We start from the raw sequence: 20,397 nt of genomic DNA on the forward strand, positions 1-20,397 counted from the left end.
GGAATGAATGGGCGTAACAGTTTTCGATTCACTTTCGCCCCACCGACCACAGCCGCACCCAGTCGAGCCGAACGCGCTCACCGGAGGGGTTTCGGGGCCGATCATGTCGGTGTGACGATCCTGACCCGTATGCGCCTGGGCGTACGTCTGGCGGTGGCTTTCACCGTCATCGTCGGGCTGATGTTGCTCATGATGGCGGAGGCCCTGGCCACGTCGGCGCGCCAGCACACGGCGACCGACCGGATGGAACGCGCCCAGCAGTTCGTCGCCACCGTCAAGGACGCCAAGTACTCCGCCGCCGACTTCAACGGCTGGCAGACCGCGTACGCCTTCGACGCGGTGCGCGGTGTCGCCGACGCCGCCGCCGACACCGGCTCGTCACGGGCCGCGTTCCTGGCCTCCGTCGAGGCGTTCCGGGCCCGTGCCGAGGCGGCGGCCGGCCTGGCCCCGACCGACTCGGCACAGGACGACCTGGCCCGGATCGGCGCGGTCCTCGACGAGTTCATGAACGTCGACGACCAGATCGCCCGGCTCTACGCGGCGAACAGCGACCGGGCCGCCAACGAACTCGTGCTGGGCAAGGAGATCGAGCTGTTCAAACAGATCGGGGACCTGCTCGACCAGACCGCCGCCACCGCCGACACCGAGTTCGCCACCGCCAAGCGCGAGGCCGCCGAGGCACACTCCACCGGCACAACCCTGACCTGGGCCGTCGGCATCGGCGCGGTGATCCTGGCGGTGGTCCTCGCTGCGCTGGTCACCCTGTCGGTCACCCGGCCGGTCGAACGGATCCGGCAACGGCTGGAGTTGCTCGCCGACGGCGACCTGGCGAGCCCGGTCGAGATCAGCGGCCAGGACGAGGTCGCCGACATGGCCGGTGCCCTGGACCGCAGCCTCCAGTCGCTGGGTCGGGTGATGCGCACCATCGACGACTCGTCGTCGGCACTGGCCACCGCCGCCGAGCAGATGTCCGCCGCGTCCACCCAGATCGCCGCCTCCGCCGAGGAGTCGGCGGTCCAGGCGCAAGCCGTCGCCGAGGCCGCCGGGCAGGTGTCGAACAACGTGCAGGCGGTCTCCGCCGGTAGCGAGCAGATGGGCGCGTCGATCCGGGAGATCGCCCACTCCACCAGCGAGGCCGCCGCCGTCGCGATCACCGCGGTGCAGGCCGCCGAGGCCGCCAACACCACCGTCGCGTCACTCGGCGAGTCGTCCCGGGAGATCAGCGAGGTGGTCAAGGTGATCACGTCGATCGCCGAGCAGACCAACCTGCTGGCCCTCAACGCGACGATCGAGTCGGCGCGGGCCGGGGAGGCCGGCAAGGGCTTCGCGGTGGTCGCCGGTGAGGTCAAGGAACTGGCCCAGGAGACCGCGCGGGCCACCGAGGACATCATCCGCCGGGTCGACGCCATCCAGAGCGGCACCACCAGCGCGGTCGCGGCGATCGGGGAGATCGCCGCGGTCATCCAGCGGGTCAGCGACTACCAGACCACGATCGCGTCGGCGGTCGAGGAGCAGACCGCCACGACGGCCGAGATGAACCGCAGCGTCTCCGACACCGCGCAGGCCGCCGACGCGATCGCGGTGAACGTGTCGACGGTCGCCGAGGCCGCCCAGCACACCACCCACGGCGTCACCGAGGCGCAGCAGGCGACCGCGGAACTGGCCGGCATGTCGGCGAACCTGCGCACCCTGGTCTCGCACTTCCGCTACTGAGTGTGGCGCTCCTGAGTGTGGGCCGGTACTCCGTCAGCGTCAGCGAGCTGGGGTTGCGAATCCGGAGATGTCGCTGGTGCCACGGGTGAAGGGGTGGGTCTTGACGGCGTTGCCGTAGTTGCCGTCGATCGTGGTGATGGAGTTGCCGTTGACGGCGACGACCACGCCGACGTGATCGTCTCCGGTGGTGCCGCCGAACTTCCAACCGACGAGGTCGCCCGGCTGAACTCCGGTGAGGTCCTTGCCGGGCCGCCAGGTGCCGGTGCTCTGAATCGAGTTGGCCAGCGAGTTCAGGCCGGTGGTGCGGGCGCCGGACTCTTTCCAGATCCAGCGGGCGAAATCCGCACACCACGCTTGTGCGCGCCATCCGTTGCCGCAGGCGCGTCCTTTGTTCGCGGGTGTGTAGAAGTTGCAGTCGGTGCCGCCCGACTCCCGGTTACGGGCGGGGTTGGTGGCCTCGGCGCGGGCCTTGGCGACGATGGTGGCGCGCAGGTCGGAGCCGCCAGACGAGCTGCCCGGGTCGGCGTTGCCACGGTAGGCGACCGTGCCGTACGCGTAAATCTGTCCGATGCCGGAGACGGCCGCGTAGCCGGTGCCGTTGCCGGTCACGGAGATGCCGGTGATGCCGCCGGTGAACCCGGCCGGGTTGCCGCGATAGACGACGCTGCCGTACGCGTAGACCTGGCCGATGCTCGAGACAGCCGCGTACCCCGAACCGTCGGCGGTGGTGGAGACGCCCACGATCTGGCCGGTGAAACCGGTGGGGTTGCCGCGATACCTGACAGTGCCGTAGGCGTACACCTGGCCGGTGCTCGAGATGGCCGCGTAGCCGGATCCGTCGGCGGTGGTGGAGATGCCGACGATGCGTCCGGAGTAGCCGACCGGGTTGCCGCGGTACTGCACCGAGCCGTAGGCGTAGACCTGACCGGTGCTGGAGATCGCGGCGTACCCGGATCCGTTGGCGGTGACCGAGATGCCGACGATGTCGCCGGAGAAGCCGGCCGGGTTGCCGCGGTAGGCGACCGAGCCGTAGGCGTAGACCTGTCCCTTGCTCGAGATCGCCGCGTAGCCGCTGCCGTTCGCGGTCGTGGCGACGCCGACGATGTCGCCGGCGAACCCGACGGGATTGCCCTGATGTCGGACCGTGCCGAACGTGTGGGTGCCGCCGCGGGTGTTGGTCAGTACGTAGCCCGAGCCGTCGGCGGTCACCGACATCGTCCGGTAGTCGTTGGTGGCGGCCGACGCGGTGCTCGCGCCGACGGTGACGGAGAGGGCCGTCGCGAGCGCGCCGTTGACCGCCCCTGCGATGAAGCGTCGCCGGAGAGCTGACGCACGAGGGTGTTCCATGGGGTTCCTTCTGTCGCTGAGCCGAACCGCGGTCGTGCACCGCGGTGGGCCAAGCGTCAGATCAGTTCTGGTCAGAACCAACCGTGTCAAAGGCTTACGAAGTTGCCACAACGGCTCAAGGCATCCGGTCCGATCATCCAAGACGGGGTCTCTCACCAGGGGTGACTCGTTCGGAGTCGGACGATCGTCGGTCGCTCGACCGGATTAGCCGCGCCGGTCAGATCCATCAAGGCTTCCGTTCGAGGCCACCGCCGAGGATCTCCGCCGCTCGGTGCGGAGAGGATGTCAACGAGTCCAGATCTCGCGCAAGCGGTCGGCCTCCGCCGCGGCCTGCGCGTAACCCGCCTCGGCGGCCGGGCGGCGGCGGGCCGGGTCCAGCACGTTGGCGCCGATGGCCCGGACCGCGGCGGCGTCCGGGGCGACCACGGCACCTCGCGCGCCCAGCGTCTCGAGCTGCGCATCCGGACGGCCGGACCGGCGGGCTGAACGGGTCGTCGGTGCCAGCACCACCACCCGATCGGCGCCCGCGGCCAGGTCCACGTTGGCCACCGACCGCACTCCCCCGTCGACGTAGCGGACCCCGTCGATCGTGACCGGCGGCCACACCAGCGGCACCGCGCAGCTCGCCGCGACGGCATCGATGAGCGACACTCCGCTGTCGGCGTCGAAAACGCGTACCTCCCCGGTCTGCGCCTCGACCGCGGTGATCCGCAACCGGACCGCCGGCCAGTCACCGTCGCCGATCCGCCGGGCGATCACCGCCCGGCGTTCCGCCTCCGGAATCGTGCGGGTGCGCAGCGCCCGACGCCCCAGCCAGGCCCGCCCGCGCACCGGATCGCCGGGCCAGAGCCCGGCGACCATGAAGCCGAGGATCACTCCGGGCCCGATGCGGGCGGTCAACTCACCCGTGGCCTCGGCGAGCTGTGCGTCATAGAGGTCCTTCAGCGGTACGCCGGACAGCACCTGAGCGGCCACCGACGACCCGGCCGAGGTCCCCACGAACAGCCCGGCATCGGTGAGATCGACCCCCCGCTCGGCCAGGCCGTGCAGCATCCCGATCTCCCAGGCGACGCCGGTGACGCCACCTCCGCCGAGCACAAGCGCCTTCGCGTCAACACCCATACCACCGATCCAAGCACGTCGACGTCGTACGGGTCCTCGGGCAAAGGGCCGCAAGCGGGCGGGGATTGCTGGGAGAATCCGTGGCACGGGGCGGCGTGTGGCGCGGAGACGGGGTGCGTGCGGATGCCATGGCCGCGGGCCCACTGGGGCGGCAAGCGGCTGGTGATCAACGCGGCGATCGTGGCCGTGCTGGTCACCATGGTCGTGCTCGGCTTCTCGGTGTCGGCGCGGCAGGAGCGGATGGCCGGTGAGGCGCGGCGGGCCCAGCAACTCGCCCAGGCCGTGCAGCAGGTGAAATACCGGTCGGCGGATCTCAACGGGTGGCAGAACGCCTACGCGTTGGATATTGAGCGCGCCGACGCCGGGACCGAGGTGAGCCGGGCGCAGTTCGTCGCGGCGGCGGCCCGGTTCGACGGTGATCTGACCGCGTTGGAGCGGCTGCCGGCGTCGCCGGAGATCCAGACGGCCGTGCACCGGATCCGGTCGGCGTTCGACGAGTTCCTGACGGTCGACCGGTCCGCGGTGCGGCTGTATCGGACCGGCCGCCCGGCGGATCGTGCGGCGGCGTCCGAGCTGGTGCTGGGCCGGTCGGTCGAGTCGTACAGCGTGATCGCGCAGGCGTGCGACACCTCGGTGGCGCTGGCGACCACGGCCATGGACGCGCACTTCGCCGGTCTGGACGGGGTCGGCCGGTCGACGCGCCGCTACATCCTGGTGCTGAGCGTCATCGCGGTCGCGCTGGCCGCGGCCGGGGCGCTGCTCGCCGAGGCACGGCGCCGGGCCGAAGCCGAACGGACCCGGCAGGCGCAGCGACTGGCCTGTCTGGGCCGGCTGGCCGGTGGGATCGCGCACGACTTCAACAACATCCTCGGGATCATCCTGAACTACACCGAGTTCGTCGCCGAGCAGGCCCGCGACGAGACCCTCGACGACCTGGGCCACATCCGGACGGCGGCGGAGCGGGCGGCCGGTCTGACCGGGCAGCTGCTCGGGTTCATCAGGCAGGACGAGGTCCGGTTCGCGGTGTTCGACGCCAACACGGTGCTCGCCGAATCCCACGCGCTGCTCGCCCGGACCCTCGGTGAACACGTCGTGCTGACGGTCGTACCGTCGCCGGATCCGGTTCTTCTGCACGGCGACGCCGGGCAGTTGCAGCAGATCATCGTGAACCTGGCGGTGAACGCCCGCGATGCGATGCCGGGTGGCGGCACCGTGGTGATCGCGGCGACCGGGGTCGACGTCGCCGACGGCCGCGCCGGTCTCAAACCGGGCCGCTACCTGGAGCTGCTGGTCAGTGACACCGGCACCGGGATGCCGCCGGAGACGGTCGCGCGGATCTTCGACCCGTTCTTCACCACCAAACCGAAGGGCCAGGGCACCGGCCTCGGCCTGGCGACGGTCCGCGATCTGGTCACCGCCGCGGGCGGCGGCGTGAGCGTCGTCTCCAAACCGGGCATCGGTACGACGTTCCGCATCTACCTGCGCCGCACTGGTGACTTCTTCGCACGTCCGGACCAGGAGCCGGACACCGTGCAGGCGCCGCGCGGCGGTGGCCAGAGCGTGCTCGTCGTCGAGGACGATCCGGTCCTGGGGTCGAGTATCGCGCGGATCCTGGCCGGCGGCGGCTACCGGGTGCGGTCGGCGCCCGGCGCGGCGGCGGCGGTGGCGGCGCACGCCCAGGACCGCTGCGATCTACTGGTCACCGACGTGGTCATGCCGGAGATGTCCGGTCCCCGGCTGGTCGAGATCCTGCACCGGACCGATCCCGGGCTACCGGTGCTGTACTGCACCGGCTACCCCGAGGGGACACCGGGCGGAGCGTGCCTGGCCAAGCCGTTCTCCCCCGGTCGGCTGCTCACCGCGGTACACGCCGCCCTGCAGGACGCCGCCCGCACGCTGCACGATCAGTCCGCCTGATCGGCCCACCCCGGCAGTGGTTCGCAGGCGTCCAGCCAGTCGGTCGGCACGCCGGCCAGGCCGGTGCGGGCGGCGACGATGCCGCCGACGATGGCACAGGTGGTGTCGATGTCACCGCCGGGCAGGGCGGTCGTCCAGAGGGCCGCGGTCAGATCGTCGAGGCCGGCCGCGGCGCACCAGATCGCATAGGGCACGGTGTCCGGCGCGGAGATCTCCCGACCGCAACCGATCATGCCGGCGACGTGCCGGGGATCGGCGGTGGGCGGGAGCCGCGCGGCCCGACGCAACCGGGAGGCGACCTCGCTGTCGGGTGTGCGGGCGAGGACCTCCTCGAGGAGTTCACCGCCCGGGACGCCGGTGACGCTGAGGGCGGCCGCGACGGCCACCGCCACGGCTCCGGCGACGGCCTCCGGGTGTGCGTGGGTGACCTCCGCCGAGCGGGCCGCCTCGGTGACGACGGTGTCCAGGTCGTCGGCGAACCAGGCACCGAGCGGGGCGACCCGCATCGCGGCGCCGTTGCCCCACGAGCCCATGCCGTCGAACGAGGCACGCGTGACGGTCGCCCAGTCCTCACCGGCACCGATCGCGCGCAGCACCCGGTGCATCGACGGGCCGTAGGACCGGTTCGGATCCTGCTCGTACGACTGGGCGAAGGCCGTGGCCAGCGCGTCCTGGTCGATGTGGCCGTACCGCAGGAGGGTCTGCATGATCGAGAGGGCCATGGCGGTGTCGTCGGTCCACGGCCACGGGCCGGGTGGGAGCCTGCGCTCGGCCAGTGCCTGGTCGAGCACGTCGGCGGCGTGGAAGAACCACGTCTCGCCGAAGGCGTCGCCCAGCGCGAGCCCGCGCATCGACGATGTCGCTGCCGTCCGGTTCACCATCCGACCATGATCCCCGACGGTTGTAGCGGCTATTGTTCGGGGATGTCGAGCCTCAACCGTGCCGTGAACCAGGAAGCCGTCGCCGCCAGGCGGGCGAGGATCGATGCCGTCCTGGCCCGGCGCAGCGGGTTCGTCGCGCCGGAGACGACGGCTGCGGCGTTGCGGTTCGCCGCCGATTATGCGCGGGTCAACCTCCTGACCTATCTGTACGACGCGCTCGACGCTCCGGCCGCCGACGCCGAGGTGCCGGAGACGAATCGGGAACGGGCCCGGCGCGGCGCGGCGTTGTCCGGTTCCGATCGGGAGCCGGGTTCGCTGGGTGACCTGTTCGAGGCGCCGACCGGTGAGCGGGGTCCGTGCGCCGAGACGTGGGAGCAGATGTGGTCCGACCAGTGGCTGCTCGACGGGCTGGAACACTCGTACACGCTGGCTGAGGCGGTGCTGGCCGGTGACCTCGACACCTTGGAGATCATCGCCGGGGTGCCGCTGGTCGACGCCATCACCGACCGGCTGTTGGCCTTCGGCGACATCGACAACCAGGTGCTGTCGCTGGCCTCCGACGCGTATCGGGAGCGGCTCGGCGACCACGAGCCGACCTTCGACCCGGAGCTGATCGTCGACATGACCGCGCCGCTGTACGCCCTGCCGACCCTGCTGCAGGAGGCCCGGCACGACTGGACGGAGACCGAGCGGCTCGCCCTGGTCATCGCCGGGCTGGCGTCGATCGAGTGGACGACGCCTCAGTTCTGATTGACCGGCCAGGCGGCGGCCGGGTCACAGCGGCGGGGGCACACCAGCAGGTAGACCATGTTGCCGAGGAACAGGCCGTACGCGCTGGAGTCGAAGGTGTCGATCTGCCGTGGTGCCTCGGCCCGTTTCGGGAAGCCGAAGTTCTCCGGGATCTGCGCCAGGAACTCCAGTTCGGCGCCGCACGCGCAGGTGTGGTGTTCGGCGCCCTGGATCCAGGCCGGTTCGCCGCCGACCCGGAACTCCCACTCGTCGTCCGGCCCGGCGTCGCGCAGCGTGAGGCGCAGCGGTTGCAGGGTCTCGTCCGGGGTGGCGGCCACGACGTCACCGCGGTGCAGCAGGATCCGCCAGAACGCGTGTTCGTTGCCGCCGACCGGGGTCTGCCAGTAGCGTTCGGGCAGCTGCCGGGGACCGAAGGCGGCTTCGTTGTGGACCGGGCACTGGAAGACCAGCAGGTGTTCGCCACCGGGGATGTCGATCTGGAAGAACAGTGCCATCCGCCGCCCGCAGGTGCAGTCCGGCCAGTCCTCCTCGGACTGCAGGATCGGCCGGCCACCCACGGTGTTGCGGTCACCGGCGACGGCCGGCTCGGAGCTCATCTCGATCACGCGCATGCCGCGACGATAGCGACGCATGGCTATCGTGGCGGCGCAGACTTCCGGTGACCGACGAAGGGGACGGCACGAACGTGAATTTGAGCGACCTCGTCCTGCCGGTTCTGCTCGTGGTGGTCTGGGTGCGGTCGTGGTGGCGCGGGACGCGACGGTTCCGGCTGTGGTTCGCGCTGCTCGCGCCGACCGGTTGCGTCGCCGGCCTGGTTCTCGCCGTGATCGGCGCCTTCTCCGGGGCCGGCAGTTCGTGTTCCGGCTCGTCCTGTACCGGGAGTCGGGTGCAGCGGTGGGCGGCCGATGTCGACGCCCCGTCGGACGTCCTCGTCTGGTGGGGTCGGAACGCGCAGCTCGGGCTCGCCGTGGCGGTGGTGCTGACGGTCGTCACCCTGATCGTCGAGTACATCCTGCTGGTGCGGCGGGATTCGCGGGAGGCCGCGACCCACGAGGATCTCACCGGCTGAGCAGGGTGGGGATTCGAGGCGGCTCTAGGCGGCCAGGATCGCCTCGGCGACGACGAGGTCCTGCCAGGACATGCCGGTCCCCTTGAACAGGATCGGGCCGTGCGGGTTCGTCGGGTCGCCGATGGTGAGCAGCCGGTCCGGGGTGAGGGCACCGTCGGCGACGGCCAGCACGATGTCGCCGGCCTCACGCAGCGCGGTCGCCCGGTCTTCGACGATCACGGTCGCGCGGGCGCAGAACGCCGCGTCGACCTCACGGGCGTCCGGTTCGTGTGAGCCGACCGCGACGACGACCGTGTGGTCACCGAGCAGGCCCGAGTCGAACAGCGGCTCCCGTGCCGTGGTGGCGCAGACGACCAGGTCGGCGCGGCGCAGGGCGGGATCGAAAGCCCTTCCACGGGTACGGGTGACGACCGTGACCGAGGCCGGTGCGCAGAGGTCTTCGAGTGTGTCGACGTGCCCCCGGCCCTGTGGTCCGTCCCCGAACACGACGACGTGCGGGGCGGCGGGCAGGAACCGGCGGACCGCCGCGAACGACACCGCCGGAGTACGAAGAGTGGTCAGCGCGGTGCCGTCGAGCAGTGCCACGGGTTGCAGGGTGACCGCGTCGAAGACCACATAGATCGCGTTGATCCGGGGCAGCCCCCGCTCGGCGTTCCCGGGGGCGATGGTGACGAGTTTGACCCCGGCGTGCGAACCGGACTCGGCGGGCATCATCAGCATCGAGCCGTGGCGTAGCGGCACACCGCTGCGGGCCACCCCGGCCGACGTGTCCAGCCCGCCCCGTAGCGCGTCCTCGATCGCGGTGACGGCCGCGGCGGGCGACAGCCGGGCGAAGATCTCCGCGGCCGGAAGGTAGGGGATCATCGGTCGGCGAACGCCCGGTCGACGGCGTCCGCGAAGGCGCCCATCGACGGGAATTCCAGGTCGTAGCTGAAGTCCGCGCCGGGTTCCGGGGTGGCGCCCCAGCCGGGTCGGTCGTGTCGACGGTTGATCCACACCGACGGCAGCCCTTCCCGCTTGGCCGGAACGTGATCGTGGAACAGGCTCTGCGCGACGTGCAGCAACCGTCCACGCTCGACACCGAGGCCGGGCAGCGCGGCGTCGAGGGCCCGGAAGTGCTTGTCGCCGGGTTTGTAGCCGCCGACGTCCTCGGCCGTGATGATCGCCGCGAAATCCCCACGCAGGTGCCGGTTGCTGCCGGCGAATCCGTCCCGGTGCACGTTGGAGACGATGATCAGCCGGTAGTGCTTCGCGAGGCGGGCCAACGCGTCCGCCGAGTCCGGGAAGGCCGGCCAGTCCGGCACCGACTCCGCCAGGCGCCGGGCCCACGTTTCTCCGACTTCACGGTCAAGACCCGCGCCGGTACGCCGGAACGCCTCGGCGAGCACGTCGGGATAGAGCGGCGCGGGTGTGACCAGTTCGGCCGCCGCCTCGTGGTCGGCATACGCGAGCAGCAGCTCCTCGTCGCTGATGTCGAGCCCCTGTTCGCGGGCCCAGGGCGCCAGCACGGCGGCGATCCCGGTCTCCCAGTCGATCAGGGTGCCGTAGCAGTCGAAACTGAGCGCCGCGAACCCGGTCAGGTCGATCGTCATGCCGGTAACTGTAGGCGCGGCCGGATGCCGTCCAAGGCCATCGCGAGCACCCGATCACGCTGGGCGTCCTGCACGAAGTTGGCCCCGCTGACCCCGTTGACCAGGAACAGCACGTCGTCGAAGGTGACGTCGTCGCGGGCCGTGCCGGCGTGCTGGGCCCGTTCGAGCAGCGGCCGGCCGGCCGCGTGGATCATGTCGCGGCCGCGCACGAACATCTCCTCGCGATGCGCGATGGCGTCGTAGACGGCCTTCTTGGTGGTCGCGTAGCTGACGAACTGCCGCAGCCAGGCCTCCAGTGCGTCCCAGGGTGCGAGGTCGTCCAGGTCGGCCGCCATCCGGGCGAGGGCCTCGACCTCGTCGGAGTAGACGGCTTCGAACAGGTGCTGCCGGGTCGGGAAGTTGCGGTACAGGGTGGCGATGTTGACCCCGGCCCGCCGGGCGATGCCCTCCAGCGAGGCGCCGGCGCCCTCCGCGGCGAACACCACCCGGGCGGCGTCCAGCAGCGCGTCGAAGTTACGTCGGGCTCCCCTTACCTTATCCGGATCAGGCGGGACATCCATGACCACCATCGGTTTCATCGGCAGCGGCAACATCGGCGGCACCCTGGCCCGGCTGGCCGTCGGCGCCGGTCACGACGTCGTGCTCAGCAACAGCCGCGGCCCCGAGACGCTGCTCGATCTGGTCGCCGAGCTGGGTCCGCACGCCCGCGCAGCCACCCCGGCCGAGGCCGCGACGGCAGGCGACATCATCGTGGTGAGCATCCCGGTCCGGGCGTATCGACAGGTTCCGGCCGCACCGCTGCGCGGTCGGATCGTCGTCGACACCCTGAACTACGACCCCGCCCGCCAGGGGCACGTCCCCGAGATCGACGCGGGCGACACTCCTGCCCCGCTGCTGCTCCAGACCCACCTGCCCGACGCCCGGGTGGTCAAGGCGTTCAGCACGGTCTACTTCCGGCACCTGCCGGCGCCGGCGACGACCCCCTCGCCCGCCGAGCGGTCGCCGAGTTGACGGACTCCCTCGGCTTCGACGCGTACGAGGTCGGCCCGCTCGCGGAGAGCCGCCGGTACGCCCCGGGCACCCCGGCCCAGCACGCCCACCTCGACCCGGTCGGACTACTGGCCGCTCCCGGCCGTCCGGTATCGGCGGAGACGCTCGCGAGACTCCTCTCCGTCCACTGATGATCAACAGGGTGTGATATCCACTGTCGGTGCTGCAGAAGCGGAGGAAACAGCGAGTCGCCTGGCGGCCCGTGCTGGTCTGGTGCGGGATCGCGGCCTGCGCCCTCCTGCTCGGGGCCGTGTTCCGCTGGGGTGGCCTGGAACCCGCGGCCAACGTCGCGCAGCTCGTGTCGATTCCGTTGGCGATGGCACCACTGGTGATCACCTGGTGGCAGTCGCGGCGGAAGCCGGCCGCCCCGACCACCGCGGAGATCGCCGAGACCCGCCAACGGTTGGCCCGGCTGGTCCGTGAGCAGTGGCGGACCGAGTCGATGATGCGGGCCCTCGACGACCCCGATCCGATGCCGGTCCAATGGCGGGTCACCGGGCGCACCCACCTGATGGACATCGCACCGAATCTGACGCCGGGCGTGCTCACGGTTGCGTCCAGTTCGGATGTCACGGATCTGGTCGCGCAGTTCCGGCAGCTGCGCCGCCGAAGACTGGTCATCCTCGGCGGGGCGGGCGCGGGAAAGACCACCCTGGCCATGCAGATCCTGCTCGAACTACTGGACTCCCGCGACCCGGACGATCCCGTGCCGGTGCTGCTCTCCCTCGCCGGTTGGCGGGCCGATCGGCAGAGCCTCGATCGGTGGATCGCCGAACGGGTCGCGCATGACCTCCCCGCCCTCGCCGACGACACGGAGACGGTCGCCGCGATGGTCCGGCAGGGCCATGTCCTGCCGGTCCTCGACGGACTCGACGAGTCGGACACCGACACCCAGCGGGCCAACCTGGCCGCGCTCAATCAGTCGATGATCTCGGACAGCCAGGTCATCCTGACCAGTCGCGTCGAGGAGTACGAGGCGGCGGTCACCGCGGCGGGTCGGGTGCTGTCCTCGGCCGTGGTCGTCGAGCCGGAGCCGCTCTCCCCGCGGGCCGCCGCCGTCTACCTCGAACGGTGCCTGCCGCCGCGGCCGCCCGACCCGTGGAACGCCGTGCTGGCCGAACTGCGGGCGGGTGCCGGTCCGCTGGCCGAGGTGATGACGAATCCGCTCGGCCTGTGGCTGTTGCGGATGGCCTACATCGGGCCTCGGGCCGACCCGGCCCCGCTGCTCGACCGCGCCCGGTTCCCGGACGCGGCCACGCTCCGATCCCATCTGCTCGACCGCCTGGTCGGCGCGGCGATCGAGGCCAGGACGCCGAGTGCCCGGCCGGAGGACCTGTTCCGGCCGCGGGGACGACACGACCCGGTCGACGCCGCACGGTGGCTGCGGTTCATCGCCGAGAACCTGGACCGGTGGGCGACCAGGGATCTCGACTGGGTCGAGGACGTGATCCGGTTGTCCACGACCCCGGCCGGGATCCCGGCCACCGCCAGGTTCGTCGTCGCGGCACGTGCCGCCCTGGGAGCCACCTCATGGACACCGGCCAGCCGGGATCTCACCGTCATCAGGGCATGGTTCGGGGCTGCGGCGATCGTCGTCTCGTATGCGCTGGCGTTGTGGGCCGAGGCGAGCGTTCCGGGGATCATCTGCGCGAGCGTGGTCGTCGCGATCGTGGCCGGCCTGCTGTCCTACGCGCTGATGCCGGCGGACTCCACCGACTGGGAGGAGAAGCTCACCCGGGACTGGTTCCTGGTCCGTACGGTGTCCGGGTGGGTGGTGCCAGCGATGGCACGCGCTCTCGTTCACGTACCCCTGATCGGCGTCCCGGCGGGCGCGGTCGCCTGCGCCCTGACCGGAACCGAGGACGGTGTGCGGATCGGCGCGTGCACCGGGATCGCCGCCGGTGTGGCCGGGCTGCTGTATCTCGGCGTCGGCCGGGCGCCCGGGGCGGGGCTGAAGCGGCCCTGGTTCCGGGTGGGTCCGGCCCCTGTCGTTCGTCTCGCGCTCACCCTGGCTCTGATCTTCTTCGCCCTCGGCCTGCTGTTCTACCTGGCGAACCTCAACATGGAGCGGACGAGTCCGTTCATCGTCTCCTTCGTCCTGGCCGCCGTGTTCGCCGGCGTGTTCGCGCTGTTGCACGCCGTATTCGTTCCGGTCGTATTCGGTGTGACGAGTCCGCTGACCAGGTGGCTGCCGGAAGCGGCGCCGGCCCGACCCGACGATCAGTTGGGGGTGTGGCGGACCGAACGCGCCGCCCACTACGCACGGATGCTTCATCTCGCCGCGGTCGGTGCGGCGCTCGGGTTGATGGCCGGTGCCGTCTGGCGGGCGATTCGGGGTCTGACGTTCGTCGGCGATCTGCGCACCTCGGGTCTGCGTTTCGCGGTGGACAACTGGCACGCCACGTTCGACCTGTCGTGGGACGGACGCCTGTATGTCGTGCTGGCCGTCGTCATCGCCTGGGCGGCGACGATTCGCCGGCGCCGACTCACCCGCAGTCGTCGCGACTGGCTGTGGTGGGGTGTCGTCTGCGCCGGGTTCATCGCCGCCTATCGGCTGATCGTCGGTGACGACGGGATGCGTCTGGGCGTCACCGGTCGATTCCAGGGATTCACGGCGGACGTCGACGTCGTGGTCGGTGCGGAATTCGCCGGGCGGTACCGGGACCTCCGCCTGCCCCGGCGTCTCGCGCTACCGCAGACGGAGGTCGACTCCCTGGTGGTGATCCTCCCGCTGCTGATCGGGCTGTTCCTGATCGCCGTGGTGGCCAGGTTCATCTACCTGGTGGAGGGACTGCAGCCACGCTCGTACTGGTCGAACACGGTGATGATCCGCCGGCACGTGGCCTCCGGTCGGTTGCCCGCCGACCTGATGGGATTCCTGGACGACGCCCATCGTCTCGGCCTGCTCCGTACGGTCGGCAGCGTCTACCAGTTCCGGCATGCCGAGTTGCAGGACCACTTCGCGGGCCGGGATCAGCCGCTGGTCATCCCTGCCCCCGTTCGACGACTACCTCGGACGTATTGAGGGCCGACCGACGGATCCGGACGTCGCGCCGGATCAGTACGCGACACCCAGCGGCTGCCGGACCGTGGCGGGATCGTCGAGCGCGGCGAGCATGGCGTGGGCCACGTCGGCCCGGGCGATCGTGGTGCCGCGGGCGACGCCGCCGCCCACCGCGGTGCGGTATCGGCCGGTCAGCGGCTTGTCGACCAGCCTCGGCGGGCGCACGGCGGTCCACTCGGCGGCACTGTCGGCCAGCAGGTCCTCCATGGCGCGCAGGTCGGCGTAGACGTCCTTGAGCACGGCGCTGATGACCGGCAGCAGAACCCGCCGGTTGAGCAGGCTCTCCCCGGCGGGGGCGGGCCCGACCGGTGCGGCGCTGACGACGACGAGGCGGCGGACCTCGGCGGACTCCATCGCCTTCAGGATCGAGCGGGTGGCGGTGGAGGCGACCGGACCGTCGTGACGGCCGCGGGGGCCGATCCCGGACAGCACCGCGTCGCTGCCGTGCACGACGGCGGCCAGGTCGGCGGCCGCGTCCAGGGCCGGCACGGTCACCGCACGCAGCGCCGGATGGGTCATCGGCAGCCGGGCCGGGTCGCGGACGACGGCGGTGACCTCGCAGCCGCGGTCCAGGGCCTGTCGTACGACGTGACCGCCGATGCCGCCGGTCGCGCCGAAAACCGTCAGTCTCATCGTCGCCTCCAAGGTAGGGAGTCTCGGTGATTGTTACCGTAGACGACAATTACGCTGGCGTACAATCTTCGGGTGTCCGACTTCGCACCAGGCTCGAACCGGCCCCTGGCCGACCGGGCCAACTTCCTGCTCTCGCAGCTCGGCTTCCACGTCGCGCAGACGTTCGGCGCCCGGCTGGCCCCGCTCGGCATCGCGCCCAACCACTTCGGGCTGTTGATGCACCTCGACCGGGTCGAGGGCGGCACACAGCAGCAGCTGGCCGATGCGGTGGGCGTACACCGGAAGGTCATGGTCGGTTTGATCGACGATCTGGAGCGGCGGGGCCTGGTCGAGCGTCGTCGGCACCCGGCCGACCGGCGGGCGCACGCGCTGCACCTGACGGCGGCCGCGCGTGAGCTGCTGCCGCGGGCCCGTGAGGTCGCCGATCGGCACGAGGCGGAGGTCCTGGCCCCGCTCGGGCCGCAGGAGCGTGCCCAGCTGCTGGCCATGCTGCAGATACTCGCCGAGCACAGCGGGCAGCCGCCGGGCGCCCACCCGGGGCTGCGGCTGGCCGCCAGGGGGGACGCCTGACGACCGTCAGGCGGTCCGGATCTGCAGGCGGATCGCCTGGTGCAGGGGGCTGTGGGCCTCGCCCGGGGCGATCCGGGTGCTGGTGTCCAGCGCCCGCGCCGCCCGGCCGATCCCCCCGACCTGCAGGTAGGCCCGGGCCAGCGTCAGATAGTGGCCGGCGTGCTGTTCGCGGGGCAGGTCGTCGAGGCGCGACGGCGGCAGTCGGTGGTGGACGCTGATCGCCTGCCCGCCGTCGCCGAGGTCGACGGCGGCGCTGGCCCGGGACAGTTCGACGGCGGTCGGGCCGAATCGGGTCCAGTAGCGGTCGGCGTCGCAGCCGAGCCGGGTGGCGACAGCGCCGGCCGACGACAGCAGGCCCCGGGTCGCGGCGGTGTCACCCATCCGGGCGGCGGCGGCCGCGCTCTGCAGCAGCAGCGAACCGCCGATCACCGGGTCGGGGCCACCGCCCTCGGGGAATGCCCTGGTCACCGCCATGGTCAGGTTGAAGGCCGCAGCGGGCCGGCCGATCGCCAGCAGGGCCGCCGAGACGAACCGGGCGGCGGTGGCGGCCAGCAGTCGGTCCCGGCCACGGCCGGCCGCCTCGATCGCGCGGTCGGCGGTCAGCCACGACAGGTGGTACTCGCCGAGCTTGCGCAGCGCCGCGGCGGTCACCTGGTACGCCTGGCTGAGCAGCCGGGACGCCTCGGCACCCTCCGGACCGCCGACACGGCTGCGGTCCGAGACGGCGGCACCGCGCAGCAGCCGGGGCAGGGCGGCCATCAGCGTGTCGTACTCGGCGTGGCGGTACGCCTGCCACGCGTCGCGCAGCATCATGGTGATCGCGGCGAGTGACGGCACGGCGGTGCCCGGGCCCGGTCCCATCGCGTCGCTGCGTTCCAGGAACTCACGGACCCGGTCGAGGTTCTCCCCGATCGGGTCGCTGACGTCCAGGGGTTGCGGCTGCGGGTCGCGGCCCATCAGCAGCGGCACGTCGATCCGGAGCGCGGCGGCGATCTCCTGCACGCTGTCATGCGGTTCGCCCTCGGTGTAGTCGTCGCAGCGGTGGCTCGACGTCAGGTCGCGGCGCCTGCGCCAGAACTCGACGCGCTCATCCGCGGGCAGTTCCTCACGCACACCCAGTCCTGCCTTTCGCATCCTGCCGGGCCCGGAGCGATGGATCCACGTCCATGACGGGCAGAGTGAAACTCATCGAAATCGTCTCAGAGACGTCGCCCCTGACGGTCGCACAATCTGTGCGGGCGGCCAGTGGACCACACCCGGACATTCCCGAGCATCATCGATGTCACCCGGTCGGCTGAATCTTGGAACAACTCCGAAAGACGTGGAACATGATGGATGCGTGCCGGATCTTCACGCCGCTCCCGCAGGACAGCCGCCGCCGATAGAGGGGGTGCACACCGTCGCGGAGCTCGCCGCCGCCCTGAACGGGTTGCGCCGCCGGGCCCGGCCCGGTCCGGCCGACGATCCGCCGACGCTGCGGGTGCTCGCCGAGCGGACCGGGGTGCCGCTCACCACGATCTCCAACGCGCTCTCCGGGCGGACGCTGCCCGGCACCCGGGTGGTCTACGAGTTCGCGCGCGCGTGCGGGCTGCCCGACGACGAGCTCGCACAGTGGACCGAGGCACGTCAGCGGGCCGCCGACAACCGGCGGGTGCGTCGGCAGCCGACGGTGGCCCCCGCTCCGGCGGTCGTACCGGCACCGACCGCGGGCACCGCCGCCATCCTCACCGCCATGCCGACCACGGTGGCGGCCAGCTATCTGGGCACGCTCGCGGCCGCCGAAGCGGGCCGGTATCTGACCGCCATGACCTCGGCGGCCGCCGTCGACTGCCTGCGCGCGATGCCGGCGTACACGGTGCTCGCCTGTCTCGGCGCCATCGAACCGGCCACCGCCGCGCGGCTGCTGCAGGCCGAGGAGAGCGTCGTCGCGGCCGACCAGTTGCAGTCGATGCCGCCGGCCGCCGGTCAGGCGGTCCTCGCGGCACTGCCGGTCGCGGTCGCCGCCCGGCTGTTGTACGAGATGCCCCGCGCCGCCGCCCTCACGCTGGTCACCGGCATGCCGACGGAGTGGAAGACCAGCCTGATGGCCGAGGCCGCGCTGCCCACCGCGTTGGCCATCGAGGTGCTGTACAGCACGAGCTACAGCTGGGCGGTGGCGGTGCTGGACACCATCGACCCGGTCCGCGCGGCCAAGATGATCGCCTCGGTCGCGCCCGACGCCGCGGCCGGGCTGCTCGCCGGTCTGCGCCCCGAACGCGCCGCCGGACTGCTGGTCCGCACCCCGCCCGAACGCGCCGGTCTGATCCTCTTCGAGGCCGACCCGCAGCACGCCGCCATGTTGCTGGGCGTGCTGCCCGGCACGGCGGCCACCGCGATCGTGTCCGCCACCGCGCAGGCCGAGGCGGCGTTCCTGCTCGCGGCGGTCGGCCCCGACCACCGCCGGCAACTGCTGGCCGACGTCGAACCCCACCGGGCCGCGGCGCTGCGGACGATGATCCCGCTGGCCCGGGTGGCGGTCGCCCAGCGGCGGCCGACCGCCGGCCCGGCCGAGGATCAGGCGACGGCCGGTTCCGGCGCGGGGTCGAGCGGCAGGTCGCGCATCCGGCGGATCGGCGTGGACAGGTAGATGATCGGCGACAACACGGTCAGAGATCCGAAGATCAACAAGGTGGTACGGGCTCCGAGCGGCCCGGCCAGCACGCCCGCGAGCAGGCCCCCGAGCGGGATGGCGCCCCAGGACACGAACTTCACCGTGGCGATCACCCGGGACAGCAGCTCCGGCGGGCTGGCCAGCATCCGGTAGGTCCGCGTGGTCACGCTGAGCACCACGGTCGACCCGGCGAAGATCAGGTTGCCGACCGCGAACGCCACATAGCCGGAGACGCCGGTGCCGAGCGGGATGATCAGCGCACCGGCCACCCCGACGAGGGCCGCGATGATCAGGCCGCGGGCGGTGCCGACCCGGTCGGTGAACCGGGTGGTCAGCGCGGCGCCGATCAGCGTGCCCAGCCCGTCGGCGGCCAGCAGCACACCGACCAGCAGCGGCGACGCGTGCAGCTCACGGACCAGGTAGAACGGGAACAGGGCGAGCATCGCGCCGCACACGAAGTTGGTGGCGGTGGCGTCCCACATGGCCGGGCCGATGATCGGATGGCGTAGCACGTACCGCCAGCCCTCTTTGATCATGGTGACCATCGGCGGACGCTGCGCCGGCTGGGCGACCCGGCGCTCCGGAAGCGTCCGCAGCAGGGTCGCCGAGATCAGATAGCTGACCGCGTCGACGAACAGGGTCGGCACCGCACCGACCAGCTGCACCGCGAGACCGCCCAGCGACGGCCCGCCGAGCTGGGTGGCCGCGTGCGTACCGGAATTGAGGCTGTTGCGGGCCTGGAGCTGCTCGGGCGGCACGATCTCCGGCAGGAACGTCTGGTTGGCCACGCCGAACAGCACGTCGCCGAAGCTCACCACCAGCGCGACCACCACCAGTTGGGCCACCGTGAGCGCGTCGAACCACCAGGCGATCGGGACCGAGGCGATGGCCAGGCCGCGGATCAGGTCGAGGGCGACCTGCATGCCGCGCAGCGGGACCCGCTGCACGATCACCCCGGCCGGGAGGCTGATCAGCAGGTACGCGAGGTAGCCGGCCGCGGTGATCAGGCCCATCTCGAACGCCGTGGCCTCGAGCACGACCAGTGCGGTCAGTGGCAGCGCCACCCCGCCGACCGCGGAGCCGAGGTGGCTGGTCGTGCCGGCGATCCACCAGCGCCAGAACGCAGTAAGTTTCATAGTGGAACTGACTATAGTGATGGGTGTGAGAAGAGTCGACCTCGCCGACGCCGACTGCGGCATCGCACAGTCCCTCGGCGTCCTGACCGACTGGTGGACCTTCCTGATCGTCCGCGACATCGCCGGCGGGGTGACCCGCTTCGACGGCCTGCAACGCGGGCTCGGCATGAGCCGGCGCGCACTGGCCGAGCGGCTGGCCGCGCTCACCGAGCACGGTGTCCTCAAACGCCGCCGCTACACCGACCGGCCACCCCGCTACGACTACCTGCTCACCGCCAAGGGCGAAGGGCTGCTGCCGGTGCTGATCGCTTTGCAGGACTGGGGCGATCGGCACGTACTCGGCGACGGCTCGCTGACCGCGACGGCCTCCGCCGACTCGGCCGAGGCCCGCCGGGTCCATGCCCTGGTCGGTCGGCGACTTCCCGCACTCACCCTGGCACGCCACGACGGTGTGCCCGTGCCGCCGGTCGCCGCCGACTTCTGGACCGTCCTCTACTGCTTTCCCGGGGCCTTCGTCCCCGGATCCCAGGGCCTGCCGCCGTCGTGGTCCGACATTCCGGGCGCGCCCGGCTGCACGCTCGAGTCCATGACGTACGCCCGACGCGCCGCCGACTTCACCGCGGCCGGAGCGCACGTCCACGGGGTCAGCACCCAGCGCCCGGATCAACTGGCCGCGTTCGCCGCACACGCCAGGCTGCCGTTTCCGCTGCTCTCCGACACCGACGGGCGACTCACGTCGGCACTGCTGCTGCCCACGTTCCGGGCCGCCGGCACCGACCGGCTCAAACGGGTCAGCCTGCTGCTGGATCCGGCGGCGACGATCCGCGCCGTCCAGTTCCCGGTCACCGACCCGGCCGGTTCGGTGACCGAGATGCTGCACCTGGTGCGAGAGCTCAACTGAGC

General features: G+C 71.6%; 20 protein-coding genes. 10 read left to right on the forward strand and 10 right to left on the reverse strand.

From position 1 onward, the window contains the following. The first annotated feature begins 111 nt into the window (after positions 1 to 111). The gene (locus Q0Z83_RS17420) at positions 112 to 1,713 is read left to right on the forward strand and encodes a methyl-accepting chemotaxis protein (protein ID WP_317794992.1); all 1,602 of its coding nucleotides are present in this window, start codon (positions 112 to 114) and stop codon (positions 1,711 to 1,713) included. Positions 1,714 to 1,752: 39 nt separating this feature from the next. Here the strand turns inward: Q0Z83_RS17420 and Q0Z83_RS17425 are convergent, their stop codons facing one another. Both Q0Z83_RS17425 and Q0Z83_RS17430 read right to left on the reverse strand, forming a co-directional pair. Next, complete coding sequence (locus tag Q0Z83_RS17425) at positions 1,753 to 3,060, reverse strand: CHAP domain-containing protein (RefSeq protein WP_317794993.1); 1,308 nt, start codon at positions 3,058 to 3,060, stop codon at positions 1,753 to 1,755. Positions 3,061 to 3,345: 285 nt separating this feature from the next. After that, entirely contained in the window at positions 3,346 to 4,182 is an 837-nt protein-coding gene (locus Q0Z83_RS17430) for a patatin-like phospholipase family protein (RefSeq protein WP_317794994.1), read from the reverse strand. Positions 4,183 to 4,305: 123 nt separating this feature from the next. Between Q0Z83_RS17430 and Q0Z83_RS17435 the strand changes: the two genes are divergently transcribed. Further along, positions 4,306 to 6,099, forward strand: a complete 1,794-nt coding sequence (locus Q0Z83_RS17435) for an ATP-binding protein (RefSeq protein WP_317794995.1) — start codon at positions 4,306 to 4,308, stop codon at positions 6,097 to 6,099. On the opposite strand, the gene Q0Z83_RS17440 is transcribed toward Q0Z83_RS17435, so the two are convergent. Next, a complete protein-coding gene (locus Q0Z83_RS17440; protein ID WP_317794996.1) occupies positions 6,087 to 6,980 on the reverse strand; it encodes an ADP-ribosylglycohydrolase family protein in 894 nt (297 codons plus the stop codon). The two genes, Q0Z83_RS17435 and Q0Z83_RS17440, sit on opposite strands and share 13 nt — an antisense overlap. 42 nt (positions 6,981 to 7,022) lie before the next feature. Here Q0Z83_RS17440 and Q0Z83_RS17445 point away from each other — a divergent pair, with 42 nt between their 5' ends. Further along, positions 7,023 to 7,730 (forward strand): hypothetical protein, encoded by a 708-nt coding sequence (locus Q0Z83_RS17445; RefSeq protein WP_317794997.1) that lies wholly within the window; start codon positions 7,023 to 7,025, stop codon positions 7,728 to 7,730. Here the strand turns inward: Q0Z83_RS17445 and Q0Z83_RS17450 are convergent. Continuing rightward, positions 7,721 to 8,341, reverse strand: a complete 621-nt coding sequence (locus Q0Z83_RS17450; RefSeq protein ID WP_317794998.1) for a hypothetical protein — start codon at positions 8,339 to 8,341, stop codon at positions 7,721 to 7,723. The genes Q0Z83_RS17445 and Q0Z83_RS17450 overlap by 10 nt on opposite strands. Before the next feature lie 47 nt (positions 8,342 to 8,388). Here Q0Z83_RS17450 and Q0Z83_RS17455 point away from each other — a divergent pair, with 47 nt between their 5' ends. Next, positions 8,389 to 8,799, forward strand: coding sequence for a hypothetical protein (locus tag Q0Z83_RS17455; protein WP_317794999.1), 411 nt, complete (start codon positions 8,389 to 8,391; stop codon positions 8,797 to 8,799). 24 nt (positions 8,800 to 8,823) lie between these two features. Here the strand turns inward: Q0Z83_RS17455 and Q0Z83_RS17460 are convergent, their stop codons facing one another. From Q0Z83_RS17460 to Q0Z83_RS17470, 3 genes are read right to left on the reverse strand one after another with little or no spacing between them, the layout of a single operon-like run. Continuing rightward, positions 8,824 to 9,663 carry an ornithine cyclodeaminase family protein gene (locus Q0Z83_RS17460; protein WP_317795000.1) on the reverse strand — a complete coding sequence of 280 codons (840 nt, stop codon included), beginning with the start codon at positions 9,661 to 9,663 and terminating at the stop codon, positions 8,824 to 8,826. Further along, positions 9,660 to 10,391 (reverse strand): HAD-IA family hydrolase, encoded by a 732-nt coding sequence (locus Q0Z83_RS17465; RefSeq protein ID WP_317795001.1) that lies wholly within the window; start codon positions 10,389 to 10,391, stop codon positions 9,660 to 9,662. The genes Q0Z83_RS17460 and Q0Z83_RS17465 overlap by 4 nt, the downstream gene beginning before the upstream one ends. Further along, complete coding sequence (locus Q0Z83_RS17470) at positions 10,388 to 10,951, reverse strand: TetR/AcrR family transcriptional regulator (protein WP_317795002.1); 564 nt, start codon at positions 10,949 to 10,951, stop codon at positions 10,388 to 10,390. The genes Q0Z83_RS17465 and Q0Z83_RS17470 overlap by 4 nt, the downstream gene beginning before the upstream one ends. Here Q0Z83_RS17470 and Q0Z83_RS17475 point away from each other — a divergent pair. Genes Q0Z83_RS17475 through Q0Z83_RS17485 form a run of 3 tightly spaced genes read left to right on the forward strand, consistent with a single transcriptional unit; the run spans position 10,950 to position 14,466 of the window. Continuing rightward, positions 10,950 to 11,402, forward strand: a complete 453-nt coding sequence (locus Q0Z83_RS17475; RefSeq protein WP_317795003.1) for an NADPH-dependent F420 reductase — start codon at positions 10,950 to 10,952, stop codon at positions 11,400 to 11,402. The two genes, Q0Z83_RS17470 and Q0Z83_RS17475, sit on opposite strands and share 2 nt — an antisense overlap. Further along, on the forward strand, positions 11,399 to 11,572 hold the full coding sequence (locus Q0Z83_RS17480) for a hypothetical protein (RefSeq protein ID WP_317795004.1): 174 nt from the start codon (positions 11,399 to 11,401) through the stop codon (positions 11,570 to 11,572). Before Q0Z83_RS17475 ends, Q0Z83_RS17480 begins: the two co-directional genes overlap by 4 nt. A 29-nt stretch (positions 11,573 to 11,601) precedes the next feature. Next, entirely contained in the window at positions 11,602 to 14,466 is a 2,865-nt protein-coding gene (locus Q0Z83_RS17485; protein WP_317795005.1) for an NACHT domain-containing protein, read from the forward strand. Positions 14,467 to 14,499: 33 nt separating this feature from the next. On the opposite strand, the gene Q0Z83_RS17490 is transcribed toward Q0Z83_RS17485, so the two are convergent. Next, on the reverse strand, positions 14,500 to 15,138 hold the full coding sequence (locus Q0Z83_RS17490) for an NAD(P)-dependent oxidoreductase (protein WP_317795006.1): 639 nt from the start codon (positions 15,136 to 15,138) through the stop codon (positions 14,500 to 14,502). 72 nt (positions 15,139 to 15,210) lie between these two features. On the opposite strand from Q0Z83_RS17490, the gene Q0Z83_RS17495 reads away from it, so the two are divergent. Next, positions 15,211 to 15,708 carry a MarR family winged helix-turn-helix transcriptional regulator gene (locus Q0Z83_RS17495; protein ID WP_317795007.1) on the forward strand — a complete coding sequence of 166 codons (498 nt, stop codon included), beginning with the start codon at positions 15,211 to 15,213 and terminating at the stop codon, positions 15,706 to 15,708. 6 nt (positions 15,709 to 15,714) lie between these two features. Here the strand turns inward: Q0Z83_RS17495 and Q0Z83_RS17500 are convergent, their stop codons facing one another. Next, a complete protein-coding gene (locus tag Q0Z83_RS17500; protein ID WP_317795008.1) occupies positions 15,715 to 16,821 on the reverse strand; it encodes a transcriptional regulator in 1,107 nt (368 codons plus the stop codon). Positions 16,822 to 17,047: 226 nt separating this feature from the next. Here Q0Z83_RS17500 and Q0Z83_RS17505 point away from each other — a divergent pair, with 226 nt between their 5' ends. Further along, complete coding sequence (locus Q0Z83_RS17505) at positions 17,048 to 18,334, forward strand: helix-turn-helix domain-containing protein (protein ID WP_317795009.1); 1,287 nt, start codon at positions 17,048 to 17,050, stop codon at positions 18,332 to 18,334. Here Q0Z83_RS17505 and Q0Z83_RS17510 read toward each other — a convergent pair. Then, positions 18,262 to 19,494: an MFS transporter gene (locus Q0Z83_RS17510; protein ID WP_317795010.1), complete on the reverse strand. Its 1,233-nt coding sequence runs from the start codon at positions 19,492 to 19,494 to the stop codon at positions 18,262 to 18,264. The two genes, Q0Z83_RS17505 and Q0Z83_RS17510, sit on opposite strands and share 73 nt — an antisense overlap. Positions 19,495 to 19,519: 25 nt before the next feature. Between Q0Z83_RS17510 and Q0Z83_RS17515 the strand changes: the two genes are divergently transcribed. After that, positions 19,520 to 20,395: a winged helix-turn-helix transcriptional regulator gene (locus tag Q0Z83_RS17515; protein WP_317795011.1), complete on the forward strand. Its 876-nt coding sequence runs from the start codon at positions 19,520 to 19,522 to the stop codon at positions 20,393 to 20,395. Positions 20,396 to 20,397 lie beyond the last annotated feature (2 nt).

The sequence above is a fragment of the Actinoplanes sichuanensis genome (assembly GCF_033097365.1).
Classification (GTDB): Bacteria; Actinomycetota; Actinomycetes; order Mycobacteriales; family Micromonosporaceae; genus Actinoplanes; species Actinoplanes sichuanensis.

Coding starts and splice junctions, on each gene's coding strand:
- Q0Z83_RS17470 (WP_317795002.1), bottom strand. CDS start 10,951: ATGGATGTCCCGCCTGATCCGGATAAGGTAAGGGGAGCCCGACGTAAC.
- Q0Z83_RS17450 (WP_317794998.1), bottom strand. CDS start 8,341: ATGCGCGTGATCGAGATGAGCTCCGAGCCGGCCGTCGCCGGTGACCGC.
- Q0Z83_RS17440 (WP_317794996.1), bottom strand. CDS start 6,980: ATGGTGAACCGGACGGCAGCGACATCGTCGATGCGCGGGCTCGCGCTG.
- Q0Z83_RS17425 (WP_317794993.1), bottom strand. CDS start 3,060: ATGGAACACCCTCGTGCGTCAGCTCTCCGGCGACGCTTCATCGCAGGG.
- Q0Z83_RS17510 (WP_317795010.1), bottom strand. CDS start 19,494: ATGAAACTTACTGCGTTCTGGCGCTGGTGGATCGCCGGCACGACCAGC.
- Q0Z83_RS17435 (WP_317794995.1), top strand. CDS start 4,306: ATGCCATGGCCGCGGGCCCACTGGGGCGGCAAGCGGCTGGTGATCAAC.
- Q0Z83_RS17490 (WP_317795006.1), bottom strand. CDS start 15,138: ATGAGACTGACGGTTTTCGGCGCGACCGGCGGCATCGGCGGTCACGTC.
- Q0Z83_RS17460 (WP_317795000.1), bottom strand. CDS start 9,663: ATGATCCCCTACCTTCCGGCCGCGGAGATCTTCGCCCGGCTGTCGCCC.
- Q0Z83_RS17445 (WP_317794997.1), top strand. CDS start 7,023: ATGTCGAGCCTCAACCGTGCCGTGAACCAGGAAGCCGTCGCCGCCAGG.
- Q0Z83_RS17430 (WP_317794994.1), bottom strand. CDS start 4,182: ATGGGTGTTGACGCGAAGGCGCTTGTGCTCGGCGGAGGTGGCGTCACC.
- Q0Z83_RS17465 (WP_317795001.1), bottom strand. CDS start 10,391: ATGACGATCGACCTGACCGGGTTCGCGGCGCTCAGTTTCGACTGCTAC.
- Q0Z83_RS17475 (WP_317795003.1), top strand. CDS start 10,950: ATGACCACCATCGGTTTCATCGGCAGCGGCAACATCGGCGGCACCCTG.